The 14,049-nt window shown below is 38.3% G+C and carries 11 protein-coding genes; 5 read left to right on the forward strand and 6 right to left on the reverse strand.

The features are described 5' to 3' along the window. Nucleotides 1–46: 46 nt before the first annotated feature. The 4 genes from M1F17_RS20375 to fdhE form a co-directional block, all read right to left on the reverse strand. Nucleotides 47–1,708, reverse strand: a complete 1,662-nt coding sequence (locus M1F17_RS20375) for an LTA synthase family protein (RefSeq protein ID WP_110592776.1) — start codon at nt 1,706–1,708, stop codon at nt 47–49. Between the two features lie 69 nt (nt 1,709–1,777). Continuing rightward, the gene (gene selB, locus M1F17_RS20380; protein WP_180312256.1) at nt 1,778–3,646 is read right to left on the reverse strand and encodes a selenocysteine-specific translation elongation factor; all 1,869 of its coding nucleotides are present in this window, start codon (nt 3,644–3,646) and stop codon (nt 1,778–1,780) included. Then, entirely contained in the window at nt 3,643–5,034 is a 1,392-nt protein-coding gene (gene selA / locus M1F17_RS20385) for an L-seryl-tRNA(Sec) selenium transferase (RefSeq protein ID WP_144140294.1), read from the reverse strand. The genes selB and selA overlap by 4 nt, the downstream gene beginning before the upstream one ends. A gap of 22 nt (nt 5,035–5,056) precedes the next feature. Further along, nucleotides 5,057–5,992: a formate dehydrogenase accessory protein FdhE gene (gene fdhE, locus M1F17_RS20390; protein ID WP_112308441.1), complete on the reverse strand. Its 936-nt coding sequence runs from the start codon at nt 5,990–5,992 to the stop codon at nt 5,057–5,059. A gap of 750 nt (nt 5,993–6,742) precedes the next feature. Between fdhE and M1F17_RS20395 the strand changes: the two genes are divergently transcribed. The 3 genes from M1F17_RS20395 (at nt 6,743) to M1F17_RS20405 (ending at nt 9,393) form a co-directional block, all read left to right on the forward strand. After that, complete coding sequence (locus M1F17_RS20395) at nt 6,743–6,913, forward strand: helix-turn-helix domain-containing protein (protein WP_112308442.1); 171 nt, start codon at nt 6,743–6,745, stop codon at nt 6,911–6,913. A gap of 14 nt (nt 6,914–6,927) precedes the next feature. Then, nucleotides 6,928–7,572: a hypothetical protein gene (locus M1F17_RS20400; RefSeq protein ID WP_094961968.1), complete on the forward strand. Its 645-nt coding sequence runs from the start codon at nt 6,928–6,930 to the stop codon at nt 7,570–7,572. Between the two features lie 210 nt (nt 7,573–7,782). Then, entirely contained in the window at nt 7,783–9,393 is a 1,611-nt protein-coding gene (locus M1F17_RS20405; protein ID WP_318837153.1) for a metallophosphoesterase, read from the forward strand. A 121-nt stretch (nt 9,394–9,514) separates the two neighbouring features. Here the strand turns inward: M1F17_RS20405 and uxuA are convergent, their stop codons facing one another. Together uxuA and M1F17_RS20415 are read right to left on the reverse strand one after the other, a co-directional pair. After that, nucleotides 9,515–10,708: a mannonate dehydratase gene (gene uxuA / locus M1F17_RS20410; protein WP_094961970.1), complete on the reverse strand. Its 1,194-nt coding sequence runs from the start codon at nt 10,706–10,708 to the stop codon at nt 9,515–9,517. Nucleotides 10,709–10,725: 17 nt separating this feature from the next. Then, nucleotides 10,726–11,472 (reverse strand): FCD domain-containing protein, encoded by a 747-nt coding sequence (locus tag M1F17_RS20415; RefSeq protein WP_004906196.1) that lies wholly within the window; start codon nt 11,470–11,472, stop codon nt 10,726–10,728. A gap of 282 nt (nt 11,473–11,754) precedes the next feature. Between M1F17_RS20415 and manD the strand changes: the two genes are divergently transcribed. Beyond that, nucleotides 11,755–12,969 (forward strand): D-mannonate dehydratase ManD, encoded by a 1,215-nt coding sequence (manD, locus tag M1F17_RS20420; RefSeq protein WP_318837154.1) that lies wholly within the window; start codon nt 11,755–11,757, stop codon nt 12,967–12,969. A gap of 24 nt (nt 12,970–12,993) precedes the next feature. Further along, nucleotides 12,994–14,016 carry a Zn-dependent oxidoreductase gene (locus tag M1F17_RS20425; protein WP_094961972.1) on the forward strand — a complete coding sequence of 341 codons (1,023 nt, stop codon included), beginning with the start codon at nt 12,994–12,996 and terminating at the stop codon, nt 14,014–14,016. Nucleotides 14,017–14,049: the final 33 nt, after the last annotated feature.

Consider the following 14,049-nt stretch of genomic DNA (forward strand, 5'->3'; position numbering starts at 1 on the left):
AAGAGGGTATCAGCCGTAAATATCTACGGCTGATAATAACATACTCTTACATATCACCTTTATTGGCATTAGCTGCTTCTAAAGTTCCATAAACATAGTTGCGATAGCTATCAAGTAACTTTTGGTCTTCACAATCATTCAATTTGCCATCACATAAGTGACGCATTTTGATGTTGGCTTCATAAAATGGGGAAATATTTAAATTTGCCCTTTCTAATAAGATTCCGCCTAAGAAGGAAATATCTGTTAACTGGCCCGTTGTTATTGCAGTTCCTGATTTCAAGTTATCCCGCAAAGTAAATTGTGTTAGGTAAGCGGGTGATGAAAATGAAGAATTATACTGATTTAAGCTAATTCCTGGTTGATGGTCACCAAAATATAAAAACATCAACGGACGCTTACGTTTTTCAATGAATTCTGCGAAATCACGTATTGATGCATCTGAGGTTACGATTTTGTCCATATAATGGCTAAATTCACCTGCAGCATCTGAGTTTTTAATTTTGTCTTTTATACCGTAGTCATCACTATGGCTCTCTTTGTAAGGACCATGCTCATACATTGTAAGAGAGAAAATAAATACGGGTTTATCTGTTTCTTTCGCTAAGATTTCTTTTACATATTTCAGCATATCATCGGTGCTGATTGTCCATAAGTTATCTTGCAGTTTACCTGGATAGCCGAGCTCTTGTGGTTGAATAATTCGATCAACCCCAAGCGTTTCATAGGCATGCCCTGAATGGTATGCGCCTTTATTAAAGGGGGTAAGTACCACAGTATAATAACCGTTGGCCTTCATTTCTTTGAATAAGCTATTTTTAAGGTGGTCAACGATAAAATAAAAGACACCGCTTTTTTGCGCACCAAAATCATCACTATTTAAGCCAGTTAGCGCTGAGAATTCAGATAACCAAGTTCCTCCCCCAAAAGTTTGTACCCGCATCTGACTATGCGCACTTACGCCACTATCTTGCTGGAACATAAATAAATCAGGAAGCTTAGTTCCTTCAGGTAAGTCATAAATATGTGGGTCAACAGTAGACTCTTGCAGTAATAAAACGATGTCTGGTTTTTCTGAGACTGCATTATTTTCTAGGGATATTGCTGCTGCTTTTTCCATAAAATAATCAGCTGAGCCTGCAAATTCAGGGGATTGATAACTCGCATTTTGTGCCGACATAATAATATTGGTCACTGTCCCTCGGCCTTTTGGCAACGTCTGAGACCATCTGTCATAATAATGTGAGCTTGTGAAGTTAATACCAAAGTAACCCGCAACAATAAGAACAACACCAATAACACGAGTCATTTTTGATTTACTCGGCTTGAGCAATCGCCAGCTAATAACCCCATTAATGACTAATAATATAAGCAACCCAACCAGTGCGACACCTGCTAACCAATAATGACCCAAGGTCCCCATATTGGAAGTGTCTGTCATAATATTGATATCACTAAAGAAGAGTTGTTCTTTGTAATAATGAACTTTTAACTGATTCAGGAATTTTATGATGATAAATAATGTGCTGGTAATAATAGCGGAAAATAACCAGCGAGCTGTTAGCACCATTAAAATACCGAATAAAACGGCATATACACTGACCGATATGAGAGCAGGATAAATTACGCTACCTTTTTCAAAGACTAAGAAAAGGGAGCCAATAAAGATCAATGCCAGATAAAAGCCTGCAAATAACTTTTTCTTCATCAGTTTTACCACAAGTTTAATATTGGAGGTTGCTATGAGGCACTACTATAACGGATTAAAACACTCAATTTATTCAACGAAAATGCCTTTATCTCGTAAATGGTGACCATCGCCTTTACGACGAGTAAAACCGCTTTTATCAAAAAACTCAAGAATTTGAATCGCAAGTTTCCGACCAATCCCTAATTCGTTACGGAAATCAGCCGCAAAAATGACTTCATTTTCCATGCAATAACGGTGAATAAGTGACGCAAAATAATTAATTTGCTCATGGCTATAATAGCGGTCACGAACTATCGCCGTAATTAATCCCATTTGCGCCGCCTTTTTTAGAACGCGACGCATCGTATCTTCTTCATGGCCACTTTCTAATGCTAAATCACGTACCCACCACGCCTCATTACGTGAAAATAATGGGTGTATTTGCTGCCAAATCAATTGCTGTTGGGCATCAAACACCAGCCCATGTTGGGGCATATGCAACCAACCGCGAGTTTGCTTAATAACATTTTCACCAATGAGATCATCAATGAATTTAAATGCTAATGCCTCGCTCATTGAAGGCAGAGCCATACGTTTTAAACGTGCTTTGCCTACACCGATTTGGTCACTGTGTATTTCATTGAATTCTTCAAGGGTTTGAACGATACGTTCTTTCGCTATTTGCGCTTTAAATGTGGATAAAACATGGTTGCCAACACGCTCCACATCCATTTGAGCCAATAAATTATCTAACACATCATGGGTGAGTTGCCGCGCCCAACTGTAATCCCGTAAATTAAGTTCACCTTGAGGAAGTTGTAGCTTAAAGTGAGCCAGTTCATCTTGTTCTCGGCAAAGCTTAGATAACCAATCCAAAAACTCCGGAAGCCTTTTACCTCGCCGTGGGGAAACCAAACGTATCACTCGAGCCCCACCTAACGTTTGACGAGCGCTAATATCACGGATAATTAACCGGTCATTTTCTACTAACCATAATGGGGTATCTAAAATTAACTCAGCAAGCACGGGGGTTTCCCCTTGCTCCACTAATAATGACACTCGCCCAGTGATGTGGCTTGCACCATGGTAAAGATGCACAGGTTGCCAGTGCTTAATTAATGCATCGCATTCCAATTCAACAATAACCCGTGTTGCAATAAACGCAGGTTGCTCTGCAAGTAACCAATCCCCTCGGGTAATATTTTCTTTATCAATATCGCCCACCAAGTTTAAGGCCACTCGATCACCTGCAACAGCGAATTCAGATATTTGGTTTTGCCGATGAATACCTCTGACGCGAACTTGCTTATCCGCTCCTGTCACCCATAGTGACTCACCAACTTGAATTTTTCCCGCTAATGCAGTGCCAGTCACCACTACCCCTGCACCTTTAACCAAAAAAACGCGGTCAATGGCTAAACGAAAACGACGTTGGATATTGGGATGTGAACCACTTTGCTGATGAAGTTGTTGCAGATATAAACGCAGCGCATCAATACCGCGCCCATCTTCAATAGACGTAATGAATAGTTTTGCATCTGGCCAACCTTGTTTAGCCAGCTCGGAGGTGACTTGCTCCGTAACCTGTTCAATTCGCGAATGATCGACTCGGTCAGCCTTCGTCAGTATAACACTGATATTTTCACAACCCGCTAGCCTTAAAATCGAAAGGTGTTCAAGGGTTTGCGCCATCACACCATCATCACAAGCTACTACCAAAAGCGCATGGTTTATACCACCAATCCCAGCCAACATATTGGCTAAGAATTTTTCATGTCCTGGAACGTCGATAAAACCAATAGAGCTCCCATCTGGCTGTGGCCAGTAGGCATACCCTAGGTCAATGGTCATTCCGCGCTTTTTCTCCTCAGGGAGGTGTGCGGTATTTACGCCAGTAATGGCTTGAATTAAAGAAGTTTTACCATGGTCAACATGGCCTGCTGTCGCAAAAATCATGAAAGTAAAACCTGTAATAACGCGTGTTCATCATCAAGACAGCGCAGGTCAAGCCACAATTTACCGTCTTTCATACGCCCAATCACTGGTTGAGGTAGCTGGCGCCACTGCGTAGCGAGTTGCTCTAATGTACTACCTTTTCCATTTAGCGGTGTGAATGTTACCGCAAAGCTAGGAAGGCGGTCGACAGGAAGTGAACCGCTCCCTATTTGTGAGAGACAAGGCTCAACTTCAACAATAAATTTGTCCCCATAAAAGGCTTGTAGAGCAACAACTATGCTTTCTGCGCTATCACGAATAGTTTCAGGATCTCGTGTTAGCCAACGTAATGTGGGTAATTCTGTTGTGAGTTTTTCGGGAGTTAAATACAGTTTTAGCGTTGCTTCAAGTGCAGCTAGAACCATTTTATCAACCCGTAAAGCACGTTTTAATGGATGTTTTTGAATTGCATCAATCCATTTTTTCTTCCCTAAGATAATCCCTGCTTGTGGGCCACCAAGAAGTTTATCTCCAGAAATCGAAACCAAATCAATACCTTGAGAAAGGTAACTTTGTGGCATAGGCTCTGCGGGTAGCCCATAAGCCGTCATATCAATCATCGAACCACTGCCTAAATCAATTGCCGTTGGTAATTGGTACTTTCTACCTAGCTCTGCAAGCTCTTCACCTTCAACTTCTGCAGTAAATCCTTCAATACTGTAATTGCTGGTATGCACTTTCATTAATAGTGCAGTTTGATCATTAATCGCATTCTCATAGTCACGTAAGTGAGTCCGATTCGTTGTACCCACTTCAACTAATTGGCAGCCTGCCTGCGCCATCACATCTGGCACACGGAAAGCCCCACCAATCTCAACCAATTCACCACGAGAAACAATAACTTGCTGGCCATTTGCAACCGTTGCTAGCAATAATAAAACTGCGGCAGCATTATTATTAACAATACAGGCATCTTCGGCGCCAGTGAGCTCACACAGCAAGTCAGCAATCGCACGGTCACGATGCCCACGCATCGCACCATCTAGAGAATATTCTAATGTGACAGGCGAACTCATCACTTGGCTAACTGCATTCACCGCCGTGGTTGACATGACCGCACGGCCTAAATTGGTATGTAGCACCGTACCCGTCAAGTTAAACACGTTTTTTAGGGCGCTTTGCCCTAAAGCTTGATGGCGTTGTGCTAACTCTTTTACCCAATCTTCCTGCCAAGCAGGTAATTTCCCTGCCTGTGCAATACTGGCTCGAGCTTGTTCTTGCATCTTACGTAAACATGCAGTGACCCAATGAGCCCCTGATTGTTCAACCAATATTTGCACTTCATCGAGCTGCAATAATTTATCAATAGCAGGAAGTTGGCGATATAAAGCCAAGTCTGATTCAGCCATAGTCACGATTCTCTTTTACCGCTTATTTTTCACCAGGGAACAAGAACGGATTAATACTACTACGCGCAAAGCCTTCTTCTTCCATGCGTGCATCTAAAATAATTGAGGCTAAATCATCCGCGACAGCTTCAACTTTAGCTTCTTTTTCTTGATAAAGGATTTTCAAGTAGCTACCGCAATCACCGCAGCTTTCTGCTTTAACTGCCGCATTTTCATCATCTAATGACCAATAATTCAATTTACCTGTTTGCTCACAGTTACTGCATTTAACGCGCACCATATGCCATTCAGTTTCACATAAATTACAGTGTAAATAACGTAAACCTTGTGATGTACCAATTTGCACAATACTCGACACTGGCATGCTATTACATACAGGACAGAAATGGCGATGGTCACCATGTTCTGCACGTGCTTTACCTGGGATATTTGCTGCCATTTGTGCCCAATACACCGATAATGCAGCCCAAATGAACATCGATTTGTCCGCAGGAACTTTTTCAAACTCTTCATTTAGCAACGCAGTTGCCATGGCTTCGAGTTCTGTTTCAGACGCTTTATTCAGGTTTTCTAACGCCGGGCGTACAGACTCAGGCACGACTGGCATTAATTCGGCAATAATAGCCGTTAATAATTTGTGCCAATGCATTGTCCGTGGAAATGCTTTTGCATCCAATGGCGAATTATTGGTATTTGTTGAGCGCTCAAGGATAGATGCCATATCCATTTCTAATGGATTATCATGCTGTGCATTATGTTGTGCGGTTGCCACTTCAGCAGCAAAATTCAGATAATCTGCAAAAGGATGTTCTCCCGCACCAAGTTCTTTGAGCCGCTCAGCACGGCGTTGATATAAACTTTTTAAGTTAGGAAACAGAACTGGTGGAATAAAACCAATTCCCTTTTCTTTCAATCTTTCTTGTCCTAACTCTTCTTTAGGAACGATACGAATACCCATTGCGTTCTCACTTTTCTATTTTCTATTTTCTATTTTCTATTTTCTGAACAATTTTTTGAGCATAGGGTAAACCTATACTCAAATTAATCATTCCTATTTTATGCCATCGGCGGAAATTGCTACCACTTACTGCTCAGGATAAAACAAAAACGGTTAGGTCGCTACCTTGATGCCCTTGTATCAAGACGGGTATTTGATCTGATAAGGGTTTTGTAGGCAACAAAGGAAAAAATACAGACAAATTTACCTTAAGCAAAGAACAATTATGATACAAAATCACCGATGATAAAGGCATTTTCAAAGGTGTAAATCAATCTATTTCAAGATCATAAATGACCGATTGTGGTGGCCTTAAAATCATCTATTCTTGTTAAAATATGTGGGGTTAATCAAACTTTAACGATATAAGAATAATTAATAAGCTAATAGATACAGCTAAATAAAGTTTTTATTGAAACATTAGCAAGGATATTTAAATTACTGCATTAATTTTCTTTGATATAGTTTTAAAACTAAATTATAGCGGAGACCGTAGAAATGAGAGAGTTATTAATCACACTAATAATTATACTTCCTATTTATTCAATTTTATTTATTAGCGAATTATAGATAAATGTTTAATTAGAATTCTAATAGCTGTATTTTATATTAATTTAACTTATAAAAACAACTTTTAGATTAAACTACCGTAATAGATTATTAATGGATTGAGATCCTAATTTAGAGTTTTCCAACCGACTAAGGACAGTTATGTTTTTCTCGAAACAATTAAACCAGTTTATTGCTTTGGCTAAAAATGGTTCGCTAAATCAAGCGGCAGAGTCTACCAATGTCACGTCTTCAGCGATATCACAAGGTTTGATTCTTCTCGAAAAAAAGCTAGGAAAGAATATTTTAGTTAAAAAAAAAATAAAATACTAATTTCCGATTATGGCATGGAGCTATTTAATAAAATAAACCCTCACTATGAAAGTATAAATAAAATATTAAACAACTTAACTGTGCCAAACAATGAAAAAAAAATTAAAATTCTTATTGATGGATTTCCATTCTATGGGATACATTCGATAATAAACAACCTATTGAAAAACAAGAGTATTAGCATTGAAGTTGAATGCAAGATCTCAAATGATATTTTGTATGAAATAAAAAACCACCACTATGACATCATAATATCACCTGTAGATATCGACGTTGACCATAAAAGTATACAAAAAATAAATTTAAAAACTGAAATATTAGGTTTAGTTTTTCATAAAGAATTAATGAAAAAAAGTATGAGCGTTGAGAAAATGATGAGTAATGAAATTCTTATTCAAACAAAATCATCATTCGAACATTGTACCATGATAGAATTTTTAAAAGAAATAAAAAAAATCGGTATAAACTTTAAAACACTTACAATAAACGAACTGGATTTATTACATTCATTAGAAAATAAAACTGGCTATTCATTCATGACTGAGGAATACTTTAATAAAAAATCGAATCCTGACTTGGTGTTTAAAAAAGAACCCTTTAATTTTTTTCTTAATAGGAGAGCTTATCTACTAAAAGAAAGTAATATTGAAATTTATTAATGAATAATTTTACTTTAAATAAAAATCAATTTAAATAATTCGAGACTAACAATGAAAATCATTTCTTTTTTTATGTTTTCTTTATTTTTATCTTCTTGCCAAAACAGTTTTATTAATGAAATTCAAAACAGTACAATTGAAATAAAAAACCCCAATCAGACAAAAAACAATGGACTATAATTTTCAACTCATATTAAAAGGAAATTTCGTATGATAATTGGTGTAATTAGTGATATTCATATAGGCTCAGATCATGATAAAGAAGTATTGGCAACGTCTATTAAAAATATTAATCACTGTGGAGCCGAAGGGTTATTAATGGCTGGGGATATTGGTGATTATCATCAACATAGAAAAGATTCTTTTGATATTTTCCTAGAACAATTTCCAAAAAAATATCATCAAAATTTATTATTGATGTTAGGCAACCATGATGTCCGAACTGGGGCCGAACCCCATGAGCCATTAGACCCCGATTTAGTCGGATTATATGACTCTTACTTAGAAAAATGCAATATTGACCGGCAAGAAGATACAATGTGCATTGATGCATGGATTGATGGTTATCATTTTATTTGTTTGAACACAGATGTTCCTTTAAAAAATCAAATGGAATTAAATGAAGCATCACTTCTCTGGTTAGAAAAAAAACTGGCTGAAGGCGCTGATGCGAATAAACCGATTTTTGTGATGACACATCAAGCATTCAATTGTTCACATTGGCGGTCATACTTATATGGCGGATTTGGACCGCAAGATGAAAGACTAAAAAGTCTATTTTCTCGTTATCCCCAAATAATTATGTTAAGTGGTCACATTCATAATGGCTTTGGGATTATTGAAGCTATTCAACGTCCATTTGGAACATTAATTGATATTCCAAGTTTAACATTAGGTGAAAACGGGGTTACAGATAAAGGCACTGGCTATTTATTAAAAATAGAAGATGATAAACTAACCTTTGAAGCTTGGAATTTTTATCAAAATATTCATTTATCTGAATATGATACGATAATATTATTACCTACTTTATCAAGTTTAGCCGCTGAGCTACCAGATTATGCTGACGAAGAAACTGATTCATTAATTTCAGAATCAAATCTCTTAATGAATAAAGAATACAAAGATGAATACATAAAAATCTATGACGAGAAAACATGGAAAGAAATTAATACCCTAAGAAATAAAATTATTAAATACAAATCTAAACCTAAATCTAAATCTAATGAAATTAATTACCATAAATTAAAATTTAATAATGACGATAATATCACCATTGAGGTATTGAATGCAGCACTAAATCAGCACAACCATATTCTTATTGAATCAAAAAATGGTCACTGGGCTGACCAAATTACAATACCGCCACTAAAAAATAATCAATCCATTACCATTGATCCTACTGCGGCCTATTGTAGTACACTGATCGTGAATAAAGAGAAGCATAGGATTTCAACAGGTGAAAAATGTACGGTTTCCTGTAAGTCTTATTGGCAGTTTGAAATGAAAAATGACGTAGATTCGTTGGAGCAAAAATCAGCTTATCAGCTTACGTTTAAGAATGAAGATTCTATTACACAAAAAATGATAAAGGATATTTTTAAAACCAACGATAGTATATATATTGAAATTAAAAATGACAAATGGCTAAATAAAATTTCTATTCCCAAACTGCCCCTCAGTAATAAAAAGATTAAAGTTAAATCAACAGCGGATCGTAATAGTTCAATAGTTGGTGGCTACTATACGTATATTATTAAGTCAGGCGACTTATTGACTATTTCTGCAAAACAGGATTGGAGTATTGATAAAAAAAATTAAAATAACTTAACAACTAGTTCAATACGCGACTAATTATAATTTAGTCGCGTATTTTTATGCATACTCAACCCTTTGATATCACATAAATACCAAATAATAAAAGCCAATATTGAAAAAAAAATTATACTTTTAATAATTCTGGATAATACATCCGTTTCAGCGCTAATTCTAACCCTCTCACCTCTGCTAAGCCTTTTAAGCGGCCAATAGCGGAATAACCAGGGTTAGTCACTTTCTTCAAATCATCCAAAATTTGGTGACCATGATCTGGTCTCATTGGAATTGGTGCAAGCCCCGCAGCATGGCGTTTTTGTTCAACCGCTAAAATGGCTTTGACCACTTCAAACATATCGACATCACCTGCAATATGATTTCCTTCATGGAAAGTATTTGGGTTGTTTTCTCTCACCGTTGAACGTAAATGTGTGAAATGAATACGATCACCAAATTCATTAATCATTTTTACTAGGTCGTTATCGGCTCGCACACCATAAGAACCTGTGCACATAGTAAACCCATTATGAATGCTATCGCAGCTTTGCTTAATAAACCGCATATCTTCAATGGTAGAAACAATACGTGGCAGGCCTAAAATTGGGCGCGGAGGGTCATCGGGGTGAATAGCTAAAACCACATTTTCTTCTTCACATACAGGAACGATTTTCTGCAAGAAATAACGTAAGTTCTCACGTAACTGATTTTCATCAATATTATTATACAGCGCCAAGCGCTCACGGAATTGGTCTAATGTATAACCTTCTTCTGCGCCCGGTAGCCCTGCAATGATGGTTTTAATCAGGTTTTCGATATCATCAGATGACATATTGGCATAATACTCAGCCGCTTCTTTAACTTCTTGTTCTGAATAACTCGCCGCCGCATTTTCACGTTTTAAAATATGAATTTCAAACGCGGCAAAGGCAATATTGTCGAACCGTAACGCTTTGGAGCCATCTGGTAGCGTATAAGCAAGGTCAGTACGCGTCCAATCTAGAATTGGCATAAAATTATAGCAAATGGTCTTAATACCACAGGATGCTAAATTACGAATACTTTGTTGGTAATTTTGAATATAGAGATCAAAATTACCTTGTTGAGTTTTAATATCTTCGTGAACAGGAATACTTTCCACGACAGACCAAACTAACCCAGCATCTTCAATGATAGCTTTACGCTTTAAAATCTCCTCAACACTCCAAACTTCACCGTTAGGAATATGGTGAAGCGCAGAGACGATTCCCGTCGCCTCTGCTTGCCTAGCATCACTTAAAGAAACAGGGTCATTAGGACCGTACCAACGCCACGTATGCTCCATGAGTACTTCTCCTGCGATTATTCAAAAATAGTCTGATAAGGAATTGTTTCAAATAAGTAACCATCAAAATTGGGGTCATCAAAATCAGAAAGCTGCATTAGCGTATTTTTGACATTCTCTAAATGCTGCCACATCTCTTTTTTAGCCAATTCAGGATCACGTTTTTGTAGTGCATTTAAAATATTTTCATGATCAATCAACCACTTCTTCCGGTAAGTCGTATTGTCGATATGCTCATGTAGCTTATCCCACATAGGGCTTTGTAACCGCACAGCCCAGATATCATCAATAATCTTCGCCATCATGTCGTTCTTGCTTGCGCGAGCAATTAACACATGAAACTTATGATCATTCGCATCGTCACTTTCATTATTCGCAACTTTGATTCGCTCATCCTCTAGTAATGCGCGGATCTCTTGGATATCGGCTTTTGTTGCTGACAAGGCCGCACATGCAGCTATCGCACTTTCAATCACTTGGCGAGCTTGCAGTATTTCAAAAGGGCCATGGTCTAAGCTTTTGACTTCATCAATTAATAGATCTGGGTGATTGATGACATAAACACCAGAACCTTTCTTGATAGAAACCAATTTTTCAATTTCTAACATGATGAGTGCTTCACGTACCAATGAGCGACTAACATCATATTTTTTAGCGATCTCACGCTCTGGCATTAAACGACTTCCTATCGGATATTCACCAGATGCAATGAGCTCTTTTAACTGCTGACCTAGGTATTGGTACGAGCGGTATTGAGTTTTCATATATATGTACAACGCGTTGTCGAATTAAATTTAGTTCTTCCATTGTAGATTATCGTCCCTCACCACAATGGTCAACCAATTTATCCACTATTTCCACAAAATTAGTTAACCAATTTGTGATCAGATTCACTTATTGTCGTCTTTTTAGTCATTGTTTTTTAATTTACCGATTGATAGAGTGAAAAAAAGAAAATTTGGTTAACCAATAAATAAACCAGTTTGAGTAATTCGGGGTGATTTGGTTGATCAGTTGGTTAACAAGTAATAGGGATTTAGGCCAAAATGAAAATCATAAAAGCAGAAGTCTTTGTATGTAGCCCCGGTCGTAATTTTGTCACATTAAAAATTACCACCGATGAAGGCATATATGGACTAGGTGATGCCACCCTTAACGGGAGAGAACTCTCAGTGGCATCCTATCTTCAAGATCACCTCTGTCCTCAGTTGATAGGCCGTGACCCACATAAAATTGAAGATATTTACCAGTTCTTCTATAAGGGAGCTTACTGGCGTAGAGGCCCAGTTACGATGTCCGCCATTTCTGCGATTGATATGGCACTGTGGGATATTAAAGGCAAAATTGCCAACCTTCCGGTCTATCAATTACTCGGTGGCGCTTCTCGTGAAGGAGTGATGGTTTATTGCCATACCACGGGTACCGATATTGCCGAAACACTAGATAACTACGCGAAATATAAAGAAAAAGGTTTTAAAGCGATCCGAGTGCAGTGCGGCATCCCAGGGATGGCAACCACCTATGGGCAGAGTAAAGGAAAAAACCTTGCTTATGAACCTGCCACAAAAGGCCATCACCCTGAAGAGCAATTTTGGTCAACCGAAAAATACCTCGATTTTATGCCCAAACTGTTTGAAGCCGTTCGGGACAAATATGGCTTCAATGAGCACCTTCTACACGATATGCACCATCGCTTGACCCCTATTGAAGCAGCTCGCTTCGGTAAAAGTATTGAAGATTATCGATTATTTTGGATGGAAGACCCAACACCAGCGGAAAACCAAGCTTGTTTTAGATTAATTCGTCAACATACCGTCACCCCAATCGCTGTAGGTGAAGTTTTTAATAGCATTTGGGATTGTAAACAATTGATTGAAGAGCAACTCATCGATTATATCCGCACCACAATCACGCATGCTGGCGGGATCACGGGTATGCGCCGGATTGCTGATTTCGCTTCACTTTACCAAGTCAGAACCGGTTCTCATGGTCCATCTGACCTATCCCCTATTTGCCATGCTGCCGCCTTACACTTTGATCTATGGGTACCAAATTTCGGCGTTCAAGAGTTTATGGGCTACTCCGAAGAAATGTTGTCCGTATTTACGACCAACTGGGCGTTCAACGATGGTTATATGCACCCAAGTGATAAGCCCGGTTTAGGTATCGATTTTGATGAAAAACTGGCAGCGAAATACCCGTACAACCCAGCTTATCTTCCAGTTGCTCGTCTCGAAGACGGCACGTTGTGGAACTGGTAATTTTTATTTTATTCGGAGTTAAATATGAAAGCTGTAAAATCGGTAGTAATTAAAGAACCTAATACATTATTGATTGAAGAGCGTTCAGTTCCTGAACCAACTGAAAATCAAGTACAAATAAAAGTCCGATTAGCCGGTATTTGTGGTTCTGACAGCCATATCTACCGTGGCCATAACCCATTTGCAAAATATCCACGAGTGATAGGTCATGAATTTTTCGGTGTCATTGAAAAAGTCGGTTCCAGCGTAGACAGTAAACGCATTGGTGAACGTGTCTCTATCGACCCTGTTCTCAGTTGTGGTCATTGCTACCCATGTTCAATTGGTAAACCAAATGTTTGCGAGACACTAGAAGTATTAGGCGTTCATACTGATGGCGGATTCACTGAATATGTTAATGTCCCTGCAGCAAACGCTTATACCATTCCTGATTCAATCAGCGATGAATGTGCCGTTACCGTTGAACCATACTCTATTGCCGCCAACGTGACTTCGCATGTTCATCCAACTCAAGATGATGTCGCATTAGTCTATGGTGCGGGTACGATTGGGTTAACCTGCGCACAGGTTCTTAAAGGAGTTTATCAGGTCAAAACCTTAATTGTAGTTGACCGCGTGACTGAACGCTTAGCAAGAGCAAAAGATTGTGGCGCTGATATTGTCATTGATAATTCACAAACCCCACTACCAGAGCAACTCAAAGCACTGGGGCTCCGCCCAACGTTAGTACTTGATGCAGCTTGCCATCCCGCTATCTTACAAGAAGCCATCTTGATTGCTTCCCCCGCGGCAAGAGTTTCTATTATGGGCTTTTCAAGTGAAGCAAGTGCCGTTACACAGCAAAGTATTACCAGCAAAGAGATTTCATTGTTTTCTTCGCGCCTGAATGCCAAAAAATTCCCAGAAGTGATTAGCTGGATAGAATCTAAAAAAATTGACCCAACAAAAATCTTAACCCATCAGTTCCCATTCACTGAAGCGCAAGAGGCAATATTAACCTTTGAAAAAGACCAGAAGACCTGCTGTAAAATTCTTTTAACCTTTTAATTTAATTAAAAAAACTAAATCCGATTTTGGATA

It is taken from the genome of Providencia sp. PROV073 (assembly GCF_033688125.1).
In the GTDB taxonomy this organism is placed as follows: Bacteria; Pseudomonadota; Gammaproteobacteria; order Enterobacterales; family Enterobacteriaceae; genus Providencia; species Providencia hangzhouensis.